22 protein-coding genes are annotated in these 24,010 nt (G+C 71.1%); 6 read left to right on the top strand and 16 right to left on the bottom strand.

The genetic code is table 11. The annotated features are described in order from the left end of the window. Positions 1–26: 26 nt before the first annotated feature. From ACZ7BZ_RS34270 to ACZ7BZ_RS34295, 6 genes are all read right to left on the bottom strand, one after another. A complete protein-coding gene (locus ACZ7BZ_RS34270) occupies positions 27–1,826 on the bottom strand; it encodes a bifunctional metallophosphatase/5'-nucleotidase (RefSeq protein WP_470361753.1) in 1,800 nt (599 codons plus the stop codon). Positions 1,827–2,022: 196 nt separating this feature from the next. Then, positions 2,023–3,372 (bottom strand): ATP-binding protein, encoded by a 1,350-nt coding sequence (locus ACZ7BZ_RS34275; protein ID WP_465750685.1) that lies wholly within the window; start codon positions 3,370–3,372, stop codon positions 2,023–2,025. 67 nt (positions 3,373–3,439) lie between these two features. Then, complete coding sequence (locus tag ACZ7BZ_RS34280; protein WP_380461644.1) at positions 3,440–5,014, bottom strand: SCO6880 family protein; 1,575 nt, start codon at positions 5,012–5,014, stop codon at positions 3,440–3,442. A gap of 7 nt (positions 5,015–5,021) precedes the next feature. Continuing rightward, a complete protein-coding gene (locus ACZ7BZ_RS34285) occupies positions 5,022–6,299 on the bottom strand; it encodes a hypothetical protein (protein ID WP_470361754.1) in 1,278 nt (425 codons plus the stop codon). Then, positions 6,289–7,110 (bottom strand): hypothetical protein, encoded by an 822-nt coding sequence (locus ACZ7BZ_RS34290; protein ID WP_470361755.1) that lies wholly within the window; start codon positions 7,108–7,110, stop codon positions 6,289–6,291. Before ACZ7BZ_RS34290 ends, ACZ7BZ_RS34285 begins: the two co-directional genes overlap by 11 nt. A 166-nt stretch (positions 7,111–7,276) precedes the next feature. After that, on the bottom strand, positions 7,277–7,627 hold the full coding sequence (locus ACZ7BZ_RS34295; protein WP_470361756.1) for a hypothetical protein: 351 nt from the start codon (positions 7,625–7,627) through the stop codon (positions 7,277–7,279). A gap of 248 nt (positions 7,628–7,875) precedes the next feature. Between ACZ7BZ_RS34295 and ACZ7BZ_RS34300 the strand changes: the two genes are divergently transcribed. Next, complete coding sequence (locus tag ACZ7BZ_RS34300) at positions 7,876–9,000, top strand: C40 family peptidase (protein WP_470361768.1); 1,125 nt, start codon at positions 7,876–7,878, stop codon at positions 8,998–9,000. A gap of 209 nt (positions 9,001–9,209) precedes the next feature. After that, on the top strand, positions 9,210–9,947 hold the full coding sequence (locus ACZ7BZ_RS34305) for a phosphatase PAP2 family protein (protein ID WP_470361757.1): 738 nt from the start codon (positions 9,210–9,212) through the stop codon (positions 9,945–9,947). 24 nt (positions 9,948–9,971) lie between these two features. Here ACZ7BZ_RS34305 and ACZ7BZ_RS34310 read toward each other — a convergent pair whose 3' ends face one another. Further along, entirely contained in the window at positions 9,972–10,166 is a 195-nt protein-coding gene (locus ACZ7BZ_RS34310) for a hypothetical protein (protein WP_470361758.1), read from the bottom strand. Between the two features lie 163 nt (positions 10,167–10,329). Here ACZ7BZ_RS34310 and ACZ7BZ_RS34315 point away from each other — a divergent pair, with 163 nt between their 5' ends. Together ACZ7BZ_RS34315 and ACZ7BZ_RS34320 are read left to right on the top strand one after the other, a co-directional pair. After that, a complete protein-coding gene (locus ACZ7BZ_RS34315; RefSeq protein ID WP_470361759.1) occupies positions 10,330–11,229 on the top strand; it encodes an SCO4651 family lipoprotein in 900 nt (299 codons plus the stop codon). A 219-nt stretch (positions 11,230–11,448) separates the two neighbouring features. Beyond that, positions 11,449–11,637: a hypothetical protein gene (locus ACZ7BZ_RS34320; RefSeq protein ID WP_380461636.1), complete on the top strand. Its 189-nt coding sequence runs from the start codon at positions 11,449–11,451 to the stop codon at positions 11,635–11,637. 28 nt (positions 11,638–11,665) lie between these two features. Here ACZ7BZ_RS34320 and ACZ7BZ_RS34325 read toward each other — a convergent pair whose 3' ends face one another. Then, on the bottom strand, positions 11,666–12,043 hold the full coding sequence (locus ACZ7BZ_RS34325; protein ID WP_470361760.1) for a metal-sensitive transcriptional regulator: 378 nt from the start codon (positions 12,041–12,043) through the stop codon (positions 11,666–11,668). Positions 12,044–12,396: 353 nt separating this feature from the next. Between ACZ7BZ_RS34325 and ACZ7BZ_RS34330 the strand changes: the two genes are divergently transcribed. Continuing rightward, positions 12,397–13,017: a DUF47 domain-containing protein gene (locus tag ACZ7BZ_RS34330; RefSeq protein WP_380461634.1), complete on the top strand. Its 621-nt coding sequence runs from the start codon at positions 12,397–12,399 to the stop codon at positions 13,015–13,017. A gap of 5 nt (positions 13,018–13,022) precedes the next feature. Continuing rightward, positions 13,023–14,018, top strand: coding sequence for an inorganic phosphate transporter (locus ACZ7BZ_RS34335; RefSeq protein ID WP_470361761.1), 996 nt, complete (start codon positions 13,023–13,025; stop codon positions 14,016–14,018). A gap of 150 nt (positions 14,019–14,168) precedes the next feature. On the opposite strand, the gene pstB is transcribed toward ACZ7BZ_RS34335, so the two are convergent. The 8 genes from pstB to mshD form a co-directional block, all read right to left on the bottom strand. Beyond that, a complete protein-coding gene (gene pstB, locus ACZ7BZ_RS34340) occupies positions 14,169–14,945 on the bottom strand; it encodes a phosphate ABC transporter ATP-binding protein PstB (RefSeq protein WP_380461632.1) in 777 nt (258 codons plus the stop codon). Positions 14,946–14,987: 42 nt separating this feature from the next. Continuing rightward, complete coding sequence (gene pstA, locus ACZ7BZ_RS34345; protein WP_470361762.1) at positions 14,988–16,061, bottom strand: phosphate ABC transporter permease PstA; 1,074 nt, start codon at positions 16,059–16,061, stop codon at positions 14,988–14,990. Continuing rightward, positions 16,058–17,035 (bottom strand): phosphate ABC transporter permease subunit PstC, encoded by a 978-nt coding sequence (gene pstC / locus ACZ7BZ_RS34350; RefSeq protein ID WP_470361763.1) that lies wholly within the window; start codon positions 17,033–17,035, stop codon positions 16,058–16,060. Before pstC ends, pstA begins: the two co-directional genes overlap by 4 nt. Positions 17,036–17,185: 150 nt before the next feature. After that, a complete protein-coding gene (gene pstS, locus ACZ7BZ_RS34355) occupies positions 17,186–18,322 on the bottom strand; it encodes a phosphate ABC transporter substrate-binding protein PstS (protein WP_470361764.1) in 1,137 nt (378 codons plus the stop codon). A 227-nt stretch (positions 18,323–18,549) separates the two neighbouring features. Next, complete coding sequence (locus ACZ7BZ_RS34360) at positions 18,550–19,047, bottom strand: NUDIX hydrolase (protein WP_470361769.1); 498 nt, start codon at positions 19,045–19,047, stop codon at positions 18,550–18,552. Between the two features lie 31 nt (positions 19,048–19,078). Next, the gene (locus ACZ7BZ_RS34365; protein WP_470361765.1) at positions 19,079–20,167 is read right to left on the bottom strand and encodes a CHAD domain-containing protein; all 1,089 of its coding nucleotides are present in this window, start codon (positions 20,165–20,167) and stop codon (positions 19,079–19,081) included. 122 nt (positions 20,168–20,289) lie between these two features. Continuing rightward, on the bottom strand, positions 20,290–22,467 hold the full coding sequence (locus tag ACZ7BZ_RS34370; RefSeq protein ID WP_470361766.1) for an RNA degradosome polyphosphate kinase: 2,178 nt from the start codon (positions 22,465–22,467) through the stop codon (positions 20,290–20,292). A 434-nt stretch (positions 22,468–22,901) separates the two neighbouring features. Then, the gene (gene mshD / locus ACZ7BZ_RS34375; RefSeq protein ID WP_470361767.1) at positions 22,902–23,897 is read right to left on the bottom strand and encodes a mycothiol synthase; all 996 of its coding nucleotides are present in this window, start codon (positions 23,895–23,897) and stop codon (positions 22,902–22,904) included. Positions 23,898–24,010: the final 113 nt, after the last annotated feature.

A 24,010-nucleotide genomic window follows, 5' to 3' on the forward strand; every position in this document is an offset into this window, starting at 1 on the left:
CGCCCCTCCTCATGTCCGGCTCACGGTCAGTCGACGTCGCTGCCCGGGCCGAGGACCTTGATCCGGTCCTGCGCCGGCGGCTTCAGCGGCGAGCCCGCCGTGCTGTGGGCCGTCAGGTAGGCCGTGAAGACGTCCAGGTCGGAGGCGCCGACGAGCTTGTCGGTGCCGGCCGCGAAGGCCGGGAAGCCGTCTCCGCCGCCGGCCAGGAACTCATTGGCCGCGACCCGGTAGGTGGCGGCCGGGTCGACCGGCGCGCCGTTCAGCCGGATCGAGTCCAGCACGACGCGGTCCGCGCCGGTCTTGCGCATGTCCAGGGTGTAGTGGAGGTTCGAGGACACCTGGAGGATCTTCGGCGCCGCGTCGTTGAGACCGCTCACCTGCTGCTGGAGCACCTGGACCAGCTGGGCGCCGGTCAGCGTCTTGACCTGCATCATGTTGGTGAACGGCTGGACGGTGAACGCCTCGCCGTAGGTCACCACCCCGTCTCCCTCACCGCCGGAGGCCTTGTAGACCAGGTCGGAGCGCAGGCCCCCAGGGTTCATGAAGGCGACCTGGGCCCCGCCCTTGCCGACCGGGGCGAGCCCCTCCAGCTGGGCGTCGGCGATCACGTCGCCGAGCGGCTTCTCCAGGTCGGCGCTGCCGCGGCCGTTGATGTCCGCGGAGATGTAGCCGATCGGGCGGTTGGCCTTCGGCGCGGCCAGCTTGGAGTAGTGGTCGATCAGCGCCGTCATGTCCGGGGCCTTCTCGACCGTACGGCGCACCACGTGGTTCTCGGCCTTGACCGACGGGCGGACGATCTCGCCGGTGGTCTTGTCCAGCTTCATGTCGATCTCGGTGAACAGCCGGCCGAAGGAGGCGGCACTGGTCACCGAGCGCGGCACGCCGGCGGGGTCCGGGATGGTGCAGGCGTACGCGTTGTGGGTGTGGCCGGTGACGATGGCGCCGACCGCCGGGTCGATCTGCTTGGCGATGTCGACGATCGGGCCGGAGATGCCCTGGCCGGCCGCGCCGCAGTCGTAGTTGTAGACGCTGCTGGCCGGGTACCCGCCCTCGTGGATCAGCGCGACGATCGAGTTGACGCCCTTGGCCTTCAGCTCCGCGGCGTACTTGTTGATCGTGGTGACCTCGTTGGCGAACTTGAGGCCCTTGACGCCCTCGGCGGTCACGATGTTCGGCGTGCCCTCCAGGGTGACACCGATGAAGCCGATCTTCACGCCCTGCGACTTGGTCACCCAGTACGGCGGCAGCAGCGGCTTGCCGGACTTCTCGTCGGTGACGTTGGCCGACAGGTAGTTGAAGTTGGCGCCTTTGAAGGTGCGGCCGGGCTCGTAACAGCCGTCGGTCGGGTGGCAGCCGCCCTCCTGCTTGCGCAGCAGCTCCGCCGCGCCCTGGTCGAACTCGTGGTTGCCGACCGAGGTGACGTCCAGGCCCAGCTTGTCCATCGCCTCGATGGTCGGCTCGTCGTGGAACAGCGCCGAGGTGAGGGGGCTGGCACCGACGATGTCGCCGGCCGCGACGGTGATCGAGTCGTCGGCCGGGATCCGCGCCTTGCGCAGCTCGGTGGCCAGGTACTCGATGCCGCCGGCCGGGGTCGACACGACCTGCCCGGTGGCCGGGTCGACCTCCTTGATCGTGCCGGAGGAGCCGGCCGGCGGCTCCAGGTTTCCGTGGAAGTCGTTGATCGCCAACAGCTGGAGGTTGACGGTCTTGTGACGCTTGGCGTTGGCGTCGGCGGCCTGGGCGGCCGTCGGCACGACCACCGTGCCGAACAGACCTGCGGCGGCGACGACGGCGAACGCCGACCGTCGGGATCTGACGGTGAGCATGAGAGGGTCCCCTGCACCTTGGAGGAGCACGCGGCAGCGGAGCGCAGCGGCGTGCGGGCGATGTGTTGCGCGAGTGCAGCCTAGGGTCAACGCGCGTAGCTGTCAGGAGGTGGGACGTAACGAGAGGATTACCTGCTGACGAACCATCGCCGCCGGAGCGGGACGGGCAGCCTGCGCACCGACTCCCCGGCCCCGCTCAGACCCCCGGTTCGGCCGCCAACTGCCGCTCGGCCCTGGTGCGTTCGGCCACCGCGTCCTCGGTCATCGCGCGGTCGGTGTAGACCAGCGGCCGCTCGGTGTCGGTGATGATGTGCTTGACCACCTGGACGTTGCCGTTGACATCCCACACCGCGATGCCCGGCGACAGCGTCGGGATGATCTCCACCGCCCAGCGCGGCAGGCCCAGCACCCGGCCGGTGGCCCGTGCCTCATCGGCCTTCTGCATGTAGATCGTCCGGGTGGAGGCCATCTTCAGGATCGCCGACGCCTCCTTGGCCGCCGCACCGTCCACCACGTCCGACAGGTGGTGCACCACCGCCACGAACGAGAGCCCGAGCCGGCGGCCGAACTTCAGCAGCCGCTGGAACAGCTGGGCCACGAAAGGGCTGTTGATGATGTGCCAGGCCTCCTCGACCAGGAAGATGCGCTTCCTCCGGTCCGGCCGGATCCAGGTGTGCTCCAGCCACACCCCGACGATCGCCATCAGGATCGGCATCGCGATCGAGTTGCGGTCGATGTGCGAGAGGTCGAAGACGATCAGCGGCGCGTCCAGGTCGATGCCGTCACTGGTCGGGCCGTCGAACATGCCGCGCAGGTCACCGTCGACCAGCCGGTCCAGCACCAGCGCCACGTCCAGGCCCCAGGACTGCACCTCGTCCACCGCCACGCCCAGCGACTCCACCGAGGACAGCTCCGGGCTGCGCAGGGTGTCGATGATGTCGTCCAGCACCGGCTGGCGGTCCTTCACCGTGGCCACCACATGGGCGTGCGCGGCCTTCAGCGCGAAGCCCGCCCGCTCCTCCAGACCGCGCCCCATCGCCACCTCGATGATGGTGCGCAGCAGCGACAGCTGTCCGGTCTGGGTGATCGCCGGATCCAGCGGATTGAGCTTCACCCCGCCGTCGCGGGCCGCCATCGGGTCGAGCCGGATCGACTTTATGCCCAGCGCGTTCGCGATCAGGTTCCACTCGCCGACGCCGTCCTCGCCCTGCGCGTCGAGCACCACGACCTGCCGGTCACGGAACCTCAGCTGCCGCAGCACGTACGTCTTCTCCAGCGCCGACTTGCCGTTGCCGGACTCGCCCAGCACCAGCCAGTGCGGGGCCGGCAGCTGCTGCCCGTACAGCTGGAACGGGTCGTAGACGTAGCCCTTGCCGCTGTACACCTCGCGCCCGATGATCACTCCGGAGTCGCCCAACCCCGGTGCGGCGGTGGGCAGGTAGACCGCCTGCGCCTGACCGGTGGAGGTGCGCACCGGCAGCCGGGTGGTCTCCACCTTGCCGAACATCAGGCTGGTGAAGGCGTCGGTGAGGTTGCCGAGCGCCATGGGCGGCCTCCTGGTGTCAGCGGTAGGGGGTGGACGAGCGCGGTCCGGGGGCGGACCGGCGCGACGGTCAGCGGCGGATGCCGGTGGCGAAAGGCAGGGTGTTGACGAACGCCCGGTGGTGCTCCCGGTCGCACCACTCCAGCTTGAGGTAGCTCTTGCCGGCCGAGGCCCGGATGGTCCGCTTGTCGCGGGCCAGTGCGTCGGGGTTGCGCGAGGAGACCGTGATGTAGCCGACCAGGTTCACCCCGGCCGCGCCGGAGGCCAGGTCGTCACCGCGCTGGTCCACCCGGCCGGTGTGGGCCAGGTCACGCGGGTCGACCGTACGGTTCATCTTGGCCGCGCGGCTGGCCTCCGCCTCGTCGTTGGTCTTCTCGGTCAGCATCCGCTCGATCGCGACGTCGGTGGGCTCCAGGTCCATCGTCACCGCGACCGTCCGGATCACGTCCGGGGTGTGCACCAGCAGCGGCGCCAGGAAGTTGACGCCCACCGGGGTGAGCGGCCACTCCTTGACCCACGCGGTGGCGTGGCACCACGGCTCCCGGGTCGCCGACTCGCGGGTCTTCGCGGTCAGGTACTGCGGGTGGGTCGCGTCCAGCTCGGCCGGCCAGGCGTTGCGCCGGGACATCGCCTGGATGTGGTCGATCGGGTGGTCCGGGTCGTACATCGAGTGCAGCAGCGAGGACAGCCGGGCCTGGCCCAGCGGCTGGCGCACCCGGATGTCCGCCTCCGCCAGCCGGGCGCAGATGTCGGTCAGCTCGCGGGCCATTACGGCCGCCAGCCCGTCGTCGTCCCGGGCCCGCCCGCCGGTGGCCGTGCGACCCATCGCGTGCGCCTCGGCGGCCAGGTCCCGGGTGTAGTGCATGCAGGCCACCAGGTACGCCCGGTGCTGCTCCGAGGAGGTCGACACCATCGACTGCAGCTGGTCGTACGACTCCTGCAGCCAGCGCGGCGCGTCGTGGTCGCCGCGCCGCTCGACGTCCTTGGCGTGGGCGTCCGGGTCAGCGGGCAGGGTGCGGGCCAGGATCTGCAGCCGGGTCACGAAGCCGTCCCCGTTGGCGACGTGCTTGAGCAGCGTGCCGAAGCGGTCGACCAGCGCCTCCTGGTCCTCCGAGTCCCGCAGCCCGACACCCGGCCCCTCGATCTCGATCGCGGCCGTCACCGTCCGCCGCTCCAGGTGCATCAGCACCCCGACCTCGTCCGGCCCGAACGGCGCGGTCAGCCAGCGCAGCCGACCCACCCCCGGCGGCGGGCCGATCTCCACCTCGCGGCCGTCCATCCGGGTGCCCGAGTCCATCGCCTCCGAGCGCCACACCGCACGCCCGCTGCGGATCGTCCGACGGTAGGTGCGGTTGATCTCCACCCACTTGTAGAACGTCCGCTTGCGGTACGGCACGTAGACCGCCGCGATGGCCAGCAGCGGCAGGCCGATCAGACCGGCGATCCGCAGCGGCAGGACGGGCATCAGCAGACCCCAGAGCATCCCGAGGAACGCCCCGAAGATGATCAGTATGATCTCGCCGGACTCCCGGTTCCGGCCGATCGGCGCATTCGGGCGGGCCTTGCCGATCAGGTAGGTGCGGCGCTGGTGCACGTACGGCTGGGCGTACTGGGCACCGTACTGACCGAGCGGTTCGCTGCTCACTTACCCGTCACCCTCCCTTCGCTGGATTGCTGTCGCGGATCGGAACCGGGGCGGCCTGCGGCGGCCCGGCCTGCGGCGGTGGGGCCGGCGTCCGGCCGGCGTGCGCGGCGATGCCGGGCGCCACCGAGCCACCCCCCGCACCGCCGCCCCCGCCGCCCGCCGGCGCACCGCGGTCGCCGTGGGTGGTGATGCCCTGCTTCATCAGGTTCGCGGTGCCGTTGATCATCGCCGAACCGGCCTGCACCGCGCTGGCCCGGGCCCGACGCATGTTCAGCATCTCGTCGCCGAAGGTCGGGACGAACCGGTACACCGCGGCACTCGCGAAGATCGACAGGAACAGGATCGCCAGCCCCGACAGCACCCGGGCGAAGTCGTCGTTGGCCCCGGCCCCGGTCGCCACCGCGCCCGCCAGCCCCATGATGATCACGATGATCGGCTTCGCCAGGTCCACCGCCAGCATCATCCCGGCCCAGCGGCGCACGTGCTTCCACAACTGCCGGTCCACCAGCCCCGCGTAGACCGCCGTCCCCAGCAGCGCCCCGACGTACAGCATCGCCGCGCGGATCACCAGCTCGATCCAGAGCACCGCCGCCGCCAGCACCGCGACCAGCGACACGATCACCAGGATCAGCGGCCCGCCGCCGACGTCCCCCTTCTCCAGGGTGTCCGCGAACCCGCCCAGGTACGTCCCGGTGTCCGACTTCGTCCCGACCGCGATCGCCTTCGTCAGCCCGTCCGTCACGCTCACCACGGTGAACAGGATCAACGGCGTGAACGCGGAGGCCACCACCGTCAGCCACAGGAAGCCGACCGCCTCCGAGATCGCCGTCGTCAACGGCGCCCCCCGCACCGCCCGCTTGGTCACCGCCAACAGCCACAGCACCAGCGTGATCACGGTCGACACCGCGAACACCACGGCGTACTGCTGCAGGAACGACTGGTTGGTGAAGTCCACCGCCGTCGTCCCGTCGATCGCCCCCGACAACTTGCGCACCACCCAAGCCGCCGCCTGGGCACACCCCTTGGCCAACGAACCGAGCGGATCGGTCACGGTTCCGACGGTCCCACTGCCGGGGATGACGACGGCTCCGTTGGGGGCACATCCGGCATCGCTGCCCGGGATCGGAAGGTCGACCTTCTGACAGGTCGGCGTCGGCGTCGGCGACGGGTCGGCGAACACCCTCTGGGCCGCCAGCATCGCGACCACCTGCAAGGTGGCCAGGACACCGGCCAGTGCGCCCGCGCGGCGTGCGGTCGTACGGCGTGCGGTCTGGTCAACGGGCATAGCGGAACCCCCCGAACTGCTGGACGGCGCCGGTGATCTCCTCGGCGGTGGCGGCCTGCTGGTCTCCGGGCATCGGCGCGGGGCCCTGCCTGCTGGTGAAGTCGCTGAGTTTCCAGTCGCTCCCCGTCCAGTGGAGCGAGAGCGCGAGGGTGAACCAGTTGGCGGTCACCGGCTGGACGGAGCGTTCGCCGGCGAGGCCGGTGAGGCCGGTGCACCACACCTCGACCTTGGCGTCCCCGTCGCCGTAGGCCGTCGACTTGGTGCCGACCGGGACGGTGCGGCTGACGAAGGTGAGCCCCTTGGGTGCACGGCCCTGGGCGTCGAGGCCGTAGCGGGCGGCGGTGTCGCCGCCGAACCCCTGGTCCAGCCGGCTCTGCAGGGCCCCGGCCGCGCCCGGTTCGGCGATGGTGGCGACGATGGTGTGGCGACTGTCGGTGCGGAACATGTCCGCGGAGCCGATGGCCACCGCGTAGTTGGCGGCGGCGGACTGGGCGCCCTGGTCGCTGTGCGGGAAGCCGGAGGCGATGCCGTTGACGGTGGTGCGGACGGGCTGGTCGCCGCTGGGCGCCGGACCGGCGCCGGCGCCGGCGCCGGTGGTGGGGGCGGCGCGGTCGGCGGAGCCGCCGCTGCCGCCGGGGCTGGGCTTGCCGCGGTTGGCGATGGAGATGGCGACGACGAGCAGGGTGACGACCACGAGGACGGTCAGCAGGGTTCTCAGCGGCCGGGACTGACGGACGGTCGCCGGAGAGGAGGGCTGTTCGTCGACCGGCAGCCGCGTACGGGTGTGCGGCTGGTCGTCGGACAACGGCACGGCGGCCCTCCTGGTGCGGGGAGCCGGGGCGGCTCCGGGGGCCCTCCGCCCAGGGTCGGGCGCGGACGGAGGGTGGGAACGGGGGTGGACTCCTGGCGGTCGGCCCACTGGGGAGGTCCGGGCGGGAACCTGCCCTCAGGAGGGCCGGGTCGTTGCTGTCCGATCGTCAGATAGCCATGCCGTAGACAATGGTGAACAGAGTGCCGAGTGATCCAATGATGAACACGCCGGTCAGGCCGGCGACGATCAGCCCCTTGCCCTGTTCGGCTCCGAAGCTGTCGCGCATCGCGGTCGCGCCGATCCGCTGTTTGGCCGCACCCCAGACCGCGAGGCCGAGGCAGATGAGGATGGCGACGGCCATGATGACCTCGACCATCACCCGGGCCTCCGACCCGAGGCTCGCGAACGGGCCCCAGTCCGGGGCGATCCCGCCGATGATGGTGTCGATATTCGGCTTCTTGGGAGGGTCCTCGGCCAGGTGGCCGACCGCATAGCTGTGCACGCTGCTCAGGTTCATTTCCATCTCACCGCCCGATCAGGCAAATTCAAGGGCCCGGACCCCGTCCGCGCGAAGGGCCGGTGCCTATTCTTGGCCAGATCTGATGTCGACTTGGCTACTTCTCGCGGATTGGTCGTGAGGCATCGGACACGTACGCGAGGATGTCCACCGTACGAAGGATAGCGCTCACTCTTTGTATCTCTGATGATTGCGGTGAGCAACGCCTTCCGGGACACTTCGACTGACGATTCGTCGGGATGGTGCTGATGGTACTCCGGAAGGGCGGTACGGCCGCCGCTGCTGCGGGAGTTGTTGCGTTCGGGTTCCTCGGTCTGGTGACCATGGGGACGTTTGCGGCGAGTGGGGCGCCGCAGCAGTCGGCGAATCGTTCCGCCCTCTCTCCCGGGACGGTGCCGGCGGCCTACCAGGACGCGATCCAGAAGTGGGGCTCGCTCTGCCCGGAGATCTCCCCGCCGATGCTCGCGGCGCAGCTGTACCAGGAAAGCGGTTTCGATCCCAAGGCCCAATCCGGCGTCGGGGCCCAGGGAATGGCGCAGTTCATGCCGGGCACCTGGCCGGGGTACGCCACGGACGGTGACGGGGACGGCAAGAAGGACGTCTGGAACCCGTACGACGCGATCGCCACGGCGGCGGTCTACGACTGCGCGCTCGCCAAGGACGTGGCGGGGGTGCCGGGCGATCCGCAGGCCAACATGCTGGCCGCCTACAACGCCGGCCCGTACGCGGTGACGACGAACCGGGGCATCCCGCCGTACAAGGAGACCCAGGGGTACGTGCGGAACATCCAGGCGATGGCCCGCAGTTTCACCGCGCCGACGGCGCCGGTGGCGGTGTCCGCGCAGTCGGCCGCCGCGATCTACTTCGCGCAGACCAAGCTCGGCACCCCGTACCTGTGGGGCGGTGACGGGGCCGCCTGGCAGAACGGGCGGTTCGACTGCTCCGGGCTCACCGTGGCCGCGTTCGGCACCGTGGGCATCACCCTGCCCCGGGTGGCCAACGACCAGTGGTACGCCGGTCCGCACCCGTCGCGGGATCAGTTGCGGCCGGGTGACCTGGTGTTCTTCGCGACGGACCTGACCGATCCGCGGACCATCCACCACGTGGGGATCTACGTCGGCGGCGGCTACATGATCAACGCGCCGCACACCGGAGCGGTGATCCGCTACGACAAGATCGACACCAAGGAGTACATCGGGGCGACCCGGGTCACCACGGACGGCGCCCAGGCGCTGCCGACCCGCAACGACACCAGCGGCGCGGTCAACGCCCCGAGCCGGCCGGGCACGACGGCGCCGACCACCCCGGCGGCCCCGGCCCAGCCCGCGCTCGCCGCCCCGCCCGCCCCGCCCGCCCCGGGGCGGACCGGATGAGGCGGCGGAACCGGTGGGACCGGCCGAAACGTCCGTGCACCTGTGTGCGGCCTGTGGACGCTGAGTCAAGTTTCCATAACCGCGCGTTTCCGTGGAACGCTGTGCCCCGGCGATGACGTTGGGTCCGGTGGCCCCTCGTCAGCTTCACGCGTCGGGCGGGCCCCGGCGGGAACGAACAGGTGCAGCGGACCAGAAGAAGGAGGTACGGCGTGTCGACGCCGCTTGCCGACACGACCAACCCCGACCTCGGCCTGCTCTACGCCGTCAACGGCCTGGCCAAGCGCGCCCCCCAATGGCTGGACCACCTGGTCGCGTGGACCGGCGAGTACGGCATCCTGATCGGTCTCGCGATGCTCGGGCTGGTGGGGTGGCTGCAGGCCAGACGCCGCCCGGACGCGCCGGTGGCGATCGCCGGGCTGCTCTGGGTGCCGCTCTCGGTGGCCATCGCCGAGCTGGCCAATCTGCCGATCGCCGCGATCGTGGACCGGCCGAGGCCCTTCGTCGACCACCCGGGCCTGCTGGTGCTGGTGGACGGCAAGGCCGGCACCCACTCCTTCGTCAGCGACCACTCGACCATGACGATGGCCGTGGCGGTGTCGCTGTTCCTGGTGAACCGGAGACTGGGCTGGATCGCCGGGGGGCTGGCCCTGTTGCAGGGCTTCGGCCGGATGTTCATGGGCGTCCACTACCCGACCGACGTGATCGGCGGCTTCGCGCTCGCCGTGGCCGTGGTGCTGCTGTTGGCGCCGATCGCGATGGCGGTGCTGGTCCCGTTCTGCCACGCGCTGAGCCGGACGGCGGTCGCCCCGCTGATCCGGGCCCCGGAACGCGGCGGCACCGGCGGGGCCGGTGGGGCCGGCCGTGGCGGCGCCCAGCGCGGCCGCCGACGCGGGCGGGGGGCGGTGCGCTCCGAGGAGCAGCCGCCGGAGTCCGACCTCGCGGCCTGATCCGACCGGATCCGCCGGCCGGCGCTAGTCCGGCGCCCCGCCGCCGGACTCGGTGAGGTGGTCGGCCGCTTCACGGCGGGCCAGGTCGCGGGAGCGGCGGGCCGCTGAGTACCAGCCGCAGCTGCAGACAGCGAAGGCGAAGGAACCGCGTTCGCTGACCGCGACGCGGTGCTCGGGCATCGGGGTGGTGCCGGGGGCCACCGGCAGCTCACTGTGCACGGGATTCACCGTAACGTGCCGGACGCTCCGGGCGCGACGCCCGCCGGTTTCCGCCGGGCCCGTAACCCTTGGCGGCCCAACTCGTTTGCCCGGAAAGAGCTCTGCCCACCCGGTGGTGGCCGGCGGGGCAGTCGGGCCCGAGGGGGTTGTCGCGAGGATGAAGATGACCGACCAGCAGCGAACCGGGCGGCCAGCGCGCCGCCCGGGGCCGCACCTGTGCTCGGCGGCCGGGGCCGCCCTGCTCGCCGCCGCCCTGGCCGCGGGGGCCGCCGGGTGCTCCGGTGGTTCCGGTGGCGGCTCCTCCGACCAGCAGTCGAGCGCCCCGGACCAGCTGTCCGGCGACCCGGTGACGGCGGTGCGCAACGCCGCCGACATCACGGGCCGGACGGGTTCCGCGCACGCCGCCACCGAGCTGGTCACGGAGTCCGCCGACAAGAAGGCCTCCTTCTCCGGGACCGGCGGCTACGACTACGTGAAGCGGATCGGCCGGCTGGAGGTCCAGGTGCCGCCGGGGGCGGCGACCACCGGGAAGATCGTCGAGGTGGTCCTGCCGGGCACCGTCTACCTGCAGAACAGCGGCGCCAAGGTGCCCGAGGGCAAGTGGGTCAAGCTGGACGTGCGCCAGCTGCCGGACGGCAACCTGGTCAGCAGCGGCGCTACCGATCCGGCCACCGCGGCAGGTGCGCTGCGCGGGGTCCAGAAGGCCGACCTGGTCGGCACCGAGACCGTGGACGGCGCCCCGCTGCACCACTACCGGGGCACCCTGGACCTGGCCAAGGCGGCCGACGCCACCGGTGGCCGGGGCGGGGACGGTCTGCGGATGGGCGGGCAGACCTTCACCGTCAAGGAGGTCCCGTACGACGCCTGGCTGGACGACCAGGGCCGGCTGCACAAGGTGGTGGAGGTGTTCACCTTCGCCGGGGTGGCCGGTTCGAAGGAGGCCAAGGACCAGGTGAAGGTCACTTCGACGACCGCGCTGTCGGACTTCGGCAAGCCGGTCGAGGCGGCCGAGCCGCCGTCCTCGGACATCTATCAGATGAAGCCCTCGGAGAGCCCGAAGTAGAGCTGCTCGGACACGCCCCGGGGCCGCCGGGGGCAGCGCTCCGGCGCCGGGGCGTAACGGGGCGCCGCCGGGGCGGGTGGCCGTCCGGGGAGCGACGGCCACCCGTTTCGGCGGCGCCGAGATGGCCCGTCCGTGCCATGTGGGCGGGCCCCGGAGTGCCTAGGCTGGACGTCGGGTGGCTGCCGCCCGGGCTGGCGAGGCACTGAAGGGGTGGTGCAGGTGGTGTCGTCCACGGGCGGCCGCAACGGCGGCCACGACGACGCGGCCCTCGACGAGATCGAGCTGGCCGGCGAGCTGATGATCGCCGCGACGGCCAGCAGCGGGGACCGGCTGCCGACCGAGCGGATCGACGAGGTGCTGCTGGACCGGGTGGACCCGGTCCGGGTCGAGCGGGAGGGCGACGGCTGACCCGGCCCCGGGCCGCCCCGGGGCCGGGTCAGCTGCGCAGCAGTCGGCCGATCGCGGCCGAGGCCTCCGCCACCTTGGCGTCCAGTTCGGCGCCGCCCTGCTCGGCGGCCGCGGCGACGCAGTGCCGCAGGTGCTCCTCCAGCAGGGAGAGTGCGAAGGACTGGAGGGCCTTGGTGCTTGCCGAGACCTGGGTGAGCACGTCGATGCAGTAGACGTCCTCGTCGACCATCCGCTGGAGGCCGCGGATCTGGCCCTCGATCCGGCGCAGCCGCTTGAGGTGGGCGTCCTTCTGCGCGCTGTAGCCGTGCGGGCCGTGCCCGCCGCCGTGGCCCGTGGCGGGGGTGCCGACCTGCGGGTCGGTGCCCGGCGCGTGGTCCGGCTCGGTGCGCGCTTGCGTCGTGGTCATCGGCCCGCCTTCGTCTGAGTGCCTGCTGCGTCGGCCACCAGTGTCCAACACCGGGGCCGTGTGTGGTGTTCCGACGGCTCACCCGGCATGTGCCGAACGGCCTGGTGGGGGTCGTGGCGGGGTTCACCCGTCTGAGCGGCGCCCCGGTCTTCCGCACGCGGGACGGGGCAATCCCGCCGAGGTTCCGTCAGACTGAGTCCTTGCGTCCGTACCTGGCGGTGCGGTCCGGGCAGTCGGCGTGACAGCCGAACGGAAGAGGAGGCTCCGCCTCCCCGGACACCACCCCGTTTGCGCGATCGCGCTTGGTTGCACCTAGCATCGTTCAGTCCCTACCCCGCACATCGGAGAATTCCGTGCGTTTTAGCCTGACCCCGAAGGAGACGAGTTTCTACGACATGTTCGCCGCCGCCGCGGAGAACCTCGTCGTCGGATCGAAGCTCCTGCTGGAACTGCTGGGATCAGACGTGTCGGCCCGCGCGGAGATCGTCGAGCGCATGCGCGCCGCCGAGCACGCCGGGGACGACACCACCCATGCCGTCTTCCACCAGCTGAACTCCTCCTTCATCACGCCCTTCGACCGCGAGGACATCTACAGCCTCGCCTCGTCGCTGGACGACATCATGGACTTCATGGAGGAGGCCGTCGACCTGGTCGTCCTCTACGACGTCCAGACCCTGCCGAAGGGCGTCGAGCAGCAGATCGAGGTGCTCGCCCGGGCCGCGGAGCTCACCGCCGCGGCGATGCCGAACCTGCGCAGCATGTCGAACCTCACCGAGTACTGGATCGAGGTCAACCGGCTGGAGAACCAGGCCGACCAGATCCACCGCAAGCTGCTCGCCCACCTGTTCTCCGGTCAGTACGACGCCATCGAGGTCCTCAAGCTCAAGCAGATCGTGGACGTCCTTGAGGAGGCGGCGGACGCGTTCGAGCACGTCGCCAACACGGTGGAGACCATCGCCGTCAAGGAGTCCTGACCCTCGTGGACATGGCAGCACTCATCGCCGTCATCGGGGTTGCGTTCTTCTTCACGTACACCAACGGCTTCCACGACTCGGCGAACGCGATCGCCACGTCGGTCTCCACCCGGGCTCTGACCCCGAGGGCCGCGCTCGCGATGGCCGCCGTGATGAACCTGGCCGGCGCCTTCCTCGGCAGCGGCGTGGCACACACCGTCTCCAAGGGGATCATCGAGACGCCCACCGGCAACCAGGGGATGGCGATCCTGTTCGCGGCCCTGGTCGGCGCGATCGCCTGGAACCTGGTCACCTGGTACTTCGGCCTGCCGTCCTCCTCCTCGCACGCGCTGTTCGGCGGCATGGTGGGCGCGGCCCTGGCCGGCGGCATCGGCGTGATCTGGAGCGGGGTCCTCGACAAGATCGTCATCCCGATGATCGTCTCGCCGATCGTCGGCCTGATCGGCGGCTTCGCCGTGATGCTGGCGATCCTGTGGATCTTCCGCCGGGCCAACCCGCACCGAGCCAAGCGCAACTTCCGGGTCGCCCAGACCGCCTCGGCCGCCGCGATGGCGCTGGCGCACGGTCTGCAGGACGCCCAGAAGACGATGGGCATCGTGGTCATGGCGCTCACCATCTCAGGCCACCAGACCACGGGCGACATCCCGGTCTGGGTGAAGATCTCCTGCGCGACCATGCTCTCGCTGGGCACCTACGCGGGCGGCTGGCGGATCATGCGGACCCTCGGCCGGAAGATCATCGAGCTGGACCCGCCGCAGGGCTTCGCGGCCGAGGCCACCTCCTCGGCGATCATGTACATCACCTCGTTCGTCTTCAAGGCGCCGATCTCCACCACCCACGTGATCACTGCGGCGATCATGGGCGTGGGGGCCACCAAGCGGGTCCGCGCGGTGCGCTGGGGCGTCGCCAAGAACATCGTGCTCGGCTGGTTCATCACGATGCCGGCGGCCGCCATCGTCGCAGCGCTGGTGTACTGGTTCGTCCACCTCTTCTGGGGCTGATCCCCGGACGGACGACCTCCGCCCCGGGCGCCCCGGAGGCGGGCCGGGGATACAGCAAACAGGGCCCGCCCCCACATCTCGGGGGCGGGCCCTTTTTCATGTCCCACGGCGGCACCGCCATGCAGCACCGCGGGACAGCTGGGGTCGGGCTTAGCCGAAGCGGCCGGAGATGTAGTCCTCGGTCGCCTGCACCGACGGGTTGGAGAAGATCCGCTGGGTGTCGTCCAGCTCGATCAGCTTGCCCGGCTGGCCGACGCCGGCCAGGTTGAAGAAGGCGGTGCGGTCACTGACGCGGGCCGCCTGCTGCATGTTGTGGGTCACGATGACGATGGTGAACTGCGACTTCAGCTCGCCGATCAGGTCCTCGATGGCGAGGGTGGAGATCGGGTCGAGCGCCGAGCAGGGCTCGTCCATCAGCAGGACCTGCGGCTCGACCGCGATCGCGCGGGCGATGCACAGGCGCTGCTGCTGACCGCCGGAGAGACCGGCCCCGGGCTTGTTCAGCCGGTTGTGGACCTCCTTCCAGAGGTTGGCGCCCTTCAGCGAGCGCTCCACCACCTCGTCCAGGACCGCCTTCTTCCGCACGCCGGCGAGCTTGAGCCCGGCGACCACGTTGTCGTAGATCGACATGGTCGGGAACGGGTTCGGGCGCTGGAAGACCATGCCGATGGAGCGGCGCACGGCGACCGGGTCGACGTTGGAGGCGTACAGGTTCTCGTCGTCCAGGAGGACCTTGCCCTCGACCCGGGCGCCGGGGATCACCTCGTGCATCCGGTTGAGGGTGCGCAGGAAGGTGGACTTGCCGCAGCCGGAGGGGCCGATGAAGGCCGTCACGGAGCGGGGCTCGATGCTCATCGAGATGTCCTCGATGGCCTTGGTGGTGCCGTAGTAGGCCGACAGTCCGCTGACGTCGATGCGCTTGGCCATGATCGTTGCTTCTCTCGTCTGTCTCGTACGTCAGTCGGTCGCTCAGTGTCCGCCCTTGGGCGAGCGCCAGCGTGCGATGCCCCGGGCGACGAGGTTGAGCCCCATCACGAAGGCGATCAGCACCAGCGCGGCGCCCCAGGCGCGGGCGTAGCCGAAGTCGTTGTTGACCACCGAGTACTGCTGCCAGATGTACATCGGCAGGGACTGCTGCGGTCCGTCGAACGGGTTGCTGTTGATGTAGTCGGCGCCGAACACCAGCATCATCACCGGGGCGGTCTCGCCCGTGATGCGGGCGACCGCGAGCATCACGCCGGTGGCGATGCCGCCGATCGCGGTGGGGAGGACGATCCGCAGGATGGTCTTCCACTTCGGCACGCCGAGGGCGTACGAGGCCTCGCGCAGCTCGTTCGGGACGAGCTTGAGCATCTCCTCGGTGGAGCGGACCACGACCGGGATCATCAGGATCGCCAGCGCGAGGCTGCCCGAGAAGCCGGAGTAGCCGAAGCCCAGGGCGAGGTTCCACAGCGAGAGGATGAACAGACCGGCGACGATCGACGGGACACCCGTCATGACGTCGACGAAGAAGGTGATGGCCTTGGCGAGCCGGCCGCGGCCGTACTCCACCAGGTAGACGGCGGTCAGCAGGCCCAGCGGGGCGGCCATCACGGTGGCCAGGCCGACCTGCTGGAGGGTGCCGAGCAGCGCGTGGTAGATGCCGCCGCCGGGGCCGGACTGGATGACGCCCTTCATCGAGTGGCTCAGGAAGTTCCCGTTCACCACGCCGATGCCCTGCTGGATCGTGTAGACGGTCAGCGAGACCAGCGGCACGACGGCCAGGATGAAGGCGACCCAGACCACCGAGGTGGCGAAGCGGTCCTTGGCCTGGCGGCGGCCCTCGACCTGGGCCGAGATCAGGTAGCTGCCGAGCAGGAACAGCAGGGCCGAGATCAGGCCCCACTGCAGGTGGCTCTCCAGCCCGCCGGCGGCGCCGATCGCGCAGCCGACCGCGATCGAGCCGACGGCGACGACGGGCGGGGTCCACCGGGGCAGCCGGTTGGCGGTCAGCTTCGGGCCGACCTGCGGCCGGGCGTCCTCAGGGACGGTGACGGTGGTCATGCGTTGGCCCCCGAGTACTCCTTGCGGCGGGCGATGATCAGTCGCGCGGCACCGTTCACCAGCAGGGTGATGACGAACAGGACGAGGCCGGAGGCCATCAGCGCGTCGCGGCCGTTGTTGCCGGCCTCGGCGAACTTCAGCGCGATGTTCTGCGCGAAGGTGCCGCCGCCCGCGTCCAGGATGTGCAGCGACAGGACACTGTTGGCGGAGAGCACCACGGCGACCGCGATGGTCTCGCCGAGCGCCCGGCCGAGGCCGAGCATCGAGGCCGAGATGATGCCGGGGCGGCCGAACGGCAGCACCGCGGTGCGGATCATCTCCCAGCGGGTCGCGCCGAGCGCGAGCGCCGCTTCCTCGTGCATCCGCGGCACCTGGCGGAACACCTCGCGGGAGACCGCGGTGATGATCGGCAGGATCATGATCGCCAGCAGGATGCCGACGGTGAACAGGTTGCGCGGGGTGCCGGTCTTGGTCTGGTCGAAGAGGTACGTCCAGCCCAGGTACTGGTTGAGCCAGCTGGTCAGCCCGTCCATGTGCGGGACGAGGAACAGCGCGCCCCAGAGGCCGTAGACGATGCTGGGGACGGCGGCGAGCAGGTCGACCAGGTAGGCGAACGGCTGGGCGATCCGCCGCGGCGCGTAGTGCGAGATGAACAGCGCGATCCCGATGGCCACCGGGACGGCGATCACCATCGCGATGAGGGCGCTGACGATGGTGCCGAAGGCCAGGACGGCGATGCCGAAGACCGGCTTCGGGGCGTCCGGCGTCCACTCGAAGGTGGTGAGGAAGTTGCCGTTGTTGTTGCTGAGGGCCTGACCCGAGCGCCAGGCCAGGAAGCCGGCGATCGCGGCCATGATGACCAGCAGCAGGATGCCCGCACCGCGGGCGAGGTTCATGAAGATCTTGTCGCCGACGCGGCTGTCGCGCGATCGGCGTTCCCTGCCTCGCGGGGCGGCAGGGGGGGATGAAGTCATTGGTCTACTCCGGTCTGGTGGCGCCGCCCCGGTAGGGGGCCGGCACCATGGCGGCGGTGCCCCGGACGTTGGTGCTGGGTCGGTGCGTTCCGGCGGGACGGCCCCGGCCCCCCTCGCTCACGGGGCCGTCCCACCGGTGGTCCTGTCGGGTCAGGCGAGGGTGCCGACGGCGGCCTTCACCTTGTCGCCGATCGCGGCCGGCATCGGGACGTAGCCCTTGTCGCCGATCGACTTCTGGGCGGCGTCGCTGATGGTGTAGTTCAGGAAGGACTTCAGGGTGTCCAGCGTCTCGGCCTTGTTGCCCTTGTCGCAGGCGATCTCGTAGGTCACCAGGACGATCGGGTAGGCGTTGTCGGCCTTGGTGCCGTAGTCCAGGGAGAGGGCGAGGTCGCCGTCGGTGCCCGACACGGTGGAGGAGGCGATGGTGAGCGCGGCGTTGGCGGCGGTCGCCTCGACCGGCTGAGCGGCGCCGGTGGCGATCTTGGCGCTCTTCAGGTTGTTGGTCTGGGCGTAGGACAGCTCGGCGTAGCCGATCGAGTTCTTGACCTGCTTGATCTGGGCCGAGACGCCGGCGCTGCCGTTCGCGGACTGGCCGCCCTTGCCCTTCCACGCCTTGTTCGGCTCGGCGCTCCAGGCGCCGCCCGAGGTCTTGGCGAAGTAGGAGGTCAGGTTGAACGTGGTCCCCGAGTCGTCCGAGCGGTGGAAGGTCTGGATCTCGGCGTCCGGAAGCTTGGCGCCCGGGTTCAGGGCGGCGATCGCCGGGTCGTTCCACTTGGTGATCTGCGAGTCGAAGATCTTGGCGGCGGTCGGGCCGTCCAGGACCAGGTTGTCGACGTTGTCCACGTTGAAGACCAGCGAGACCAGGCCGGCCACCATCGGCAGGTCGATCGCCTTGCCACCGGTGCAGACGGCCTTGGAGGCGTCGACGTCGGCCGGCTTGAGGGCGAAGTCGGAGCCGGCGAAGGCGACCTTGCCCTGGGTGAACTGCTGGACACCGGCACCGGAGCCGCCGCCGCTGTAGTTGACCGTGGTGCCGGAGCAGGCCGAACCGAAGTTGGTCTTCCACACGTCGATGGCCGGGGCCTGAGCGGTCGAACCGGCGCCGAGCAGCGTGCCGGGCTTGCCACAGTTGACCGCGGCACCGGCCGCGGCGGAGCTGCCAGAGCCACCGGACGCCTTGGTGTTGTTGTTGTCGTCCGAACCGCAGGCGGCGAGCGACAGCGAGCTGACGAGCGCCATGGCACCGATGGCGAGGGCCTTGGAGCGGCCGTTCCGCTGGAGCTTCACAGGGGTGTCCCTTTCTGTGGCATTGCCCGTCGCGCAGACCGTGCGGACACGGCCGAGCGCGGGTTTTGCTGTGGTCCGGGGCCCGTCCGGCCCTCCGGTAGTCCCGAAGTTAGGCCGGGTAAGTGACGCGTCAGCCGGTCGCAAGTGAACGGGGAGTGAACCTCGAACGGATGACAGGAAACTACGTCACGTAGTAACGGTTGCGTCACGCCCAGGGCGCGAGAAGATCACTTCCACCGGCCCTTCGCCGGTGCCCGCTCGCCCGTGCGTACGGGCTTGGCACCCAGGATCACCAGCAACGCGTCGATCAGCAACCGGTCCCGGTCATGGGTCAACCGCGCCCGGGCCTTGCCCGCCGGCAGCCACTCCAGGCGGTCGACCTCCCGGTTCGGCCGGAAGGCGCCCCCGGTCGGCACCGCGGCCCAGTAGCGGACCTCCTTCGGACGGCCCTGCGCCAGGTAGTGCTGGGCGGGCAGCTCCGGACCGAGCAGGCAGCGGAAGCCGGTCTCCTCCCGCACCTCGCGCAGCGCCGCCTCGACCGCGACCTCGCCCGGGTCGAGCTTGCCCTTGGGCAGGCTCCAGTCGTCGTACTTCGGCCGATGGATCACCGCGATCCGCGGCCGCCCCAGCCGGCCGCTGGGCTTCGGCCGTCCGGGCAGCCAGAGCACTCCGCCCGCCGCCAGGACCACCGGGGCGCGGCCCGCCCCGGTCGGATGCGCGTCCACCGGCTGCCCGGTGCTCAGGCGATCGTGCAAGTCAGGCCGTCCGTGGTGCGGGGGAATGCCCCCAGCCCTCGGCCGGGGGGATATCCAGCCAGCCGTCCGGAGCTGGCGGGAGTTCGGGCCACCGGCGGCCGAAGGCGTACCGCGCCGCCTCCACCTCCAGTCGCTGATCAGCATGCACCACGCCCAGCACGTAAGCGGTCGCGGGGGTGATCCGCGGGGTGCGCGCCGCCGTCGCAGCGGTGACCGCGGCGTCCGCCGCCTCCTGGTGCCGGCCCAGCACCGCGTCCAGCTCGTCCAGCTCGGCGGACTGCCGACCGCACACCTCCAGTGCGTACCGGGCCCGCTTCACCAGGATCCGCAGCCGGGACCAGGGCGCGTCGTCCGCGGCCAGCGCGGTGTCCGCGTCCGCCGTACCGCGCGCCGCGGGCACCGCGCCCAGCCGGCGCAGCCCGTCCCCGCCGTACGGCGTAGCGGCCCGCCGCAACGGCAGCTGCTGGGCGCTCGCCGACAGCGCGGTGAGCGCGGCCGCCGCCTGCGGCAGCAGCACCGCCGACGCCCGGCCGCCCGCCGCCTCCAGCAGCGGCGCCTCACCGACCAGCAGGGTCATCCGGTCCGCCAGGGCGTGTAGCCGGGCCGAGCGGAGCTCCTGGAGCACCGTGGAGTGCGCCCTGGTCCGGGCCAGGGTCAGCTGCCGGTCCAGCAGCGCCCGCGCCTTGGGGGCGCCGGCGTGCCCGGCCAGCATGCCCGTGCCCTCCGGGTCGGTGCCGCTCAGCGAGTCCACCGCGCCCAGCAGCCGGGCCGAGCGGCGGACGTAACCGGGCTCCAGCGCCAGCAGGTTGAGCAGCCAGCGCAGTTCGGTGCGCGACTCCTGCGCCCAGGTCTGTTCGAAGACCGTCCCGAAGGTGTGCAGCAGTCCGCCGACCCGCCGTACGGCCCGCAGCAGGTCGGCGGTGCCGTTCGCCGGGACGGCCGCGGCCGAGCCCGGTCTGGCGCCGACCTCGCCCACCGCGAGCGGCAGGGCGCGCAGGAACGCCCCGGCCTGGGCGGTGAGATGGCGGGAAAGGATGTCCCCGGCGGTCGCTGTGGAGGCCGCCTGGGCCGTCATCGGCGCATCGGTCATGGCGTGGTAGATCCCCGTTCCCCCGGGGCCCTTCCCCGGGGCTGGTGGCCGACCGCCGGAGCAGGTCCCCCCGGGGCCTCGGGGGCCCCGACCGCTCCGGCGGGCTCGCATCAGTGGACGCGTCAGCGCGAGGTGGCGGCCCGGCGGCGCTGGCGCGAGTCGATGAGCAGGTTCTGGACGTGCCGCAGCGGCCGGCCCTCGGCGTCCTGCGAGTGGCGCTCCCACGCGCCGTCCGGTCCCAGGTGCCAGGACTCGGTCTCGTCCGAGACACCGAGGTCGATCAGCCCGGACAGCTCGGCGCGGTGCGCCGGGTCGGTGATCCGCAGCAGGGCCTCGATCCGGCGGTCCAGGTTGCGGTGCATCATGTCGGCACTGCCGATCCACACCTCGGGATCGCCGTTGTTGCCGAACACGAAGACCCGGGAGTGCTCCAGGAAGCGCCCCAGGATGCTGCGCACCCGGATGTTCTCGCTCAGCCCCGGCACCCCCGGCCGGATCGCGCAGATCCCGCGCACCCAGACGTCCACCGGCACCCCGGCCTGCGAGGCCCGGTAGAGCGCGTCGATCACGGCCTCGTCGACGATCGAGTTGACCTTGATCTTCACGAACGCGGGCCGGCCCGCCCGGTGGTGGGCGATCTCGTTGTGGATCCGCGAGACCAGCCCGTCGCGCAGGCCGCGTGGGGCGGTCAGCAGTCGGCGGTAGGACTCGCGGCGGGAGTACCCGGACAGCCGGTTGAAGAGGTCCGAGAGGTCCGCGCCGACCTGCGGGTCGGAGGTGAGCAGACCGAGGTCCTCGTACAGCCGGGCCGTCTTCGGGTGGTAGTTGCCGGTGCCGACGTGCGAGTAGCGGCGCAGGGTGTCGCCCTCCTGGCGGACCACCAGCGACAGCTTGCAGTGGGTCTTCAGCCCGACCAGGCCGTAGACCACGTGGCAGCCGGACTCCTCCAGCTTGCGGGCCCACTTGATGTTGGCCTGCTCGTCGAAGCGCGCCTTGATCTCGACCAGCACCAACACCTGCTTGCCGGACTCGGCCGCGTCGATCAGGGCGTCCACGATCGGCGAGTCGCCCGAGGTGCGGTAGAGGGTCTGCTTGATCGCCAGCACGTCCGGGTCGGCGGCGGCCTGCTCCAGGAAGGCCTGCACCGAGGTGGAGAAGCTGTCGTACGGGTGGTGCAGCAGAACGTCGCGCTCGCGCATCGCGGCGAAGATGTCCGGCTGGGAGGCGGACTCGACGTCGGTCAGCCCGCGGGCCGTACCGGCCACGAACTTCGGGTAGTTGAGCTCCGGCCGGTCCAGCTCGGCGATCCCGAACAGCCCGGTCAGGTCCAGCGGCCCGGGCAGCGGGAAGACCTCCGCCTCGGTGATGTTCAGCTCCCGCACCAGCAGGTCCAGGATGTAGGGGTCGATCGACTCCTCGACCTCCAGCCGGACCGGCGGGCCGAAGCGCCGCCGCATCAGCTCCTTCTCCAGGGCTTTGAGGATGTTCTCGGTGTCGTCCTCCTCCACCTCGAGGTCCTCGTTGCGGGTGACCCGGAAGGCGTGGTGCGCCAGCACCTCCATCCCCGGGAAGAGCTCCTCCAGGTGCGCGCCCATCACGTCCTCCAGCGGGACGTACCGCTGGGGCGAGGCCTCCAGGAAGCGGGCCAGCGACTGCGGCACCTTCACCCGGGCGAAGTGCTTGTGTCCGGACACCGGGTTGCGGACGACCACGGCCAGGTTGAGGGACAGGCCCGATATGTAGGGGAAGGGGTGCGCGGGGTCGACCGCCAGCGGGGTCAGCACCGGGAAGATCTTCTGCCGGAACAGGGTGTGCAGCCGGGCCTGCTCCTTCTCCGCCAGCTCCGGCCAGCGGACCACCTCGATGCCCTCGGCGGCGAGGTCCGGCAGCACCTCCTGTTGGAAGGCCGCCGCATGACGGGCCATCAGCTCGCGCGAGCGGGTCCAGATCAGGTCCAGCACCTCGCGCGGCTGGAGGCCGGACGCGCTGCGCTGGGCGACCCCGGTGGCGATCCGGCGCTTCAGGCCGGCCACCCGGACCATGAAGAACTCGTCCAGGTTGCTGGCGAAGATCGCCAGGAACTTGGCCCGCTCCAGCAGCGGGATCCTCGGGTCCTCCGCCAGCTCCAGGACGCGCTCGTTGAACGCGAGCCAGCTCCGCTCACGGTCCAGGAAGCGGCCCTGCGGCAGTGCTTCGAACTCCTGCTCGTCCGTGGTCGACGGCTCCGGCGGAACGCCCAGCGCACCGGACATCCGGGCCGTGGGCGACGGCGGGGCAGAGACGGGGCGGGGGATGCTCATGGGTTCCAGCTCCTCCAGCAGGACGGCGTCCGGACGCGAATGGCTCTGCGGGCCGTCGTCCTCGCCCCGGGTCGACCCCGGGGACAGCGCCCACCCACCCGGCGCGGTCCGTACAGGACCGGCCGGCGAATGGCGGTCGACTCTGCACGAGCGAGACACTACGGACTTCATCCTGTGATCTTCGCGGCAGCAATTGAATCCACGGTAAACACCGCATGGCCGGGAGGAAAGCTGAGTCGGTCGGAGCAAGGGGCGGCGGCCCTCCCCGCCGCTGCCCCGCGACCTCTCCGTTACCGCCGGGCCGTCCGTGACCTGCGGGCGGGGACGGCCCGGACGGGGCTGCGGATGCGGGCGGTGGCTGGTGCGAGCCTCGTGATGCGGGCGGTGGCTGGTGCGAGCCTCGCCGATGCGGGCGGTGGCTGGTGCGGCCGTGGCTAGCGGCGGGTGGCCGTCCGGTCCGCCTGGTACCGGGCGCGGTACATGAGGTCCACCTCGTGGATGGTGAATCCCAGTCGCTCGTACACCCGGACCGCGGCCGGATTGTCGGCGTCGACGTAGAGGAGGACGGTCGCCAGTCCGCGCTCGCCGTCGCCTGACCCGGTCAGGTGACGCAGGCCGGCCGCGGTCAGCGCCCGGCCCAGGCCGCTGCCCTGCTCGGCCGGGTCCACCCCGACCACGTAGACCTCACCCAGCTCCGGCTCGGTGGCGGTGGCCGGGTGCACCTTCGTCCAGTGGAAGCCGACCACCTTGCCGCCCCGGGTCGCCAGGAAGAAGCCGGCCGGGTCGAACCAGGGCTCGGCGATCCGCTCGGCCAGGTCCTGCTCCGTCCAGGAGCCCTGCTCGGGGTGGTGGGCGAATGCCAGGGCGTTCAGCCGCAACCACTCGGCGTCGTCCTCCCCCGGGCGGAAGGTCCGCAGCTCGATGCCCTCGGGGACGGGCACCGCCTCGGTCTGCGCACCGGTGCGACGCATCTGCCGCAGCTCCCGGACCAGCTCGGCGCCGTACGCCTCGGCCAGGTGCCGGGCCGCCGGGTGACCGCCGTGCACCCAGAAGTCCACCGCGTCGTGCCCGGCTCCGTGCGCCTGCGCCAGGACGGCGTCGACCAGCGGACGGGCCAGACCGCGGCCCCGGGCGGCCGGGTCGACCACCAGCTCGGCAGCAGGGTTGGCGGCCGGATGGGCGGGCGGGTTCTCGGCTGCGGTCTCCGGCACCTCGACCTGGCCGTAGCCGACAACGGATCCGCTCTCGCTGCCGATGACGTGGGTGACACCCGGCCGAGGCGTCTCGGCGTTCCGCAGCCGCAGCCGGCCCTGTTCGGAGACGGCGGCCCGGCCGTCGACCGCCTGGGCCTCCGCCAGAACACGCAGAGCACCGTCGCGCTGCTCGGGGCGGAGCACGTTGTCCGCAATGACCGCTGTCTGATCGTCCATGTACCGACGATACGTCAACGGAAATGCGAAAAGCCCCTGATCCAAAAGGATCAGGGGCTTTTCTGAAGAATTGTTCGGCGGCGTCCTACTCTCCCACAGGGTCCCCCCTGCAG

Source organism: Kitasatospora sp. NPDC036934 (genome assembly GCF_055608425.1).

Bases quoted from the DNA above. Each gene is read 5' to 3' on its own strand.
- ACZ7BZ_RS34270 (WP_470361753.1), bottom strand. From the start codon at position 1,826: ATGCTCACCGTCAGATCCCGACGGTCGGCGTTCGCCGTCGTCGCCGCC.
- mshD (WP_470361767.1), bottom strand. From the start codon at position 23,897: ATGGACGATCAGACAGCGGTCATTGCGGACAACGTGCTCCGCCCCGAG.
- ACZ7BZ_RS34325 (WP_470361760.1), bottom strand. From the start codon at position 12,043: ATGACCACGACGCAAGCGCGCACCGAGCCGGACCACGCGCCGGGCACC.
- pstC (WP_470361763.1), bottom strand. From the start codon at position 17,035: ATGACTTCATCCCCCCCTGCCGCCCCGCGAGGCAGGGAACGCCGATCG.
- ACZ7BZ_RS34315 (WP_470361759.1), top strand. From the start codon at position 10,330: ATGACCGACCAGCAGCGAACCGGGCGGCCAGCGCGCCGCCCGGGGCCG.
- pstB (WP_380461632.1), bottom strand. From the start codon at position 14,945: ATGGCCAAGCGCATCGACGTCAGCGGACTGTCGGCCTACTACGGCACC.
- ACZ7BZ_RS34365 (WP_470361765.1), bottom strand. From the start codon at position 20,167: ATGACCGATGCGCCGATGACGGCCCAGGCGGCCTCCACAGCGACCGCC.
- ACZ7BZ_RS34300 (WP_470361768.1), top strand. From the start codon at position 7,876: ATGGTACTCCGGAAGGGCGGTACGGCCGCCGCTGCTGCGGGAGTTGTT.
- ACZ7BZ_RS34285 (WP_470361754.1), bottom strand. From the start codon at position 6,299: ATGCCCGTTGACCAGACCGCACGCCGTACGACCGCACGCCGCGCGGGC.
- ACZ7BZ_RS34295 (WP_470361756.1), bottom strand. From the start codon at position 7,627: ATGAACCTGAGCAGCGTGCACAGCTATGCGGTCGGCCACCTGGCCGAG.
- ACZ7BZ_RS34370 (WP_470361766.1), bottom strand. From the start codon at position 22,467: ATGAGCATCCCCCGCCCCGTCTCTGCCCCGCCGTCGCCCACGGCCCGG.
- pstA (WP_470361762.1), bottom strand. From the start codon at position 16,061: ATGACCACCGTCACCGTCCCTGAGGACGCCCGGCCGCAGGTCGGCCCG.
- ACZ7BZ_RS34275 (WP_465750685.1), bottom strand. From the start codon at position 3,372: ATGGCGCTCGGCAACCTCACCGACGCCTTCACCAGCCTGATGTTCGGC.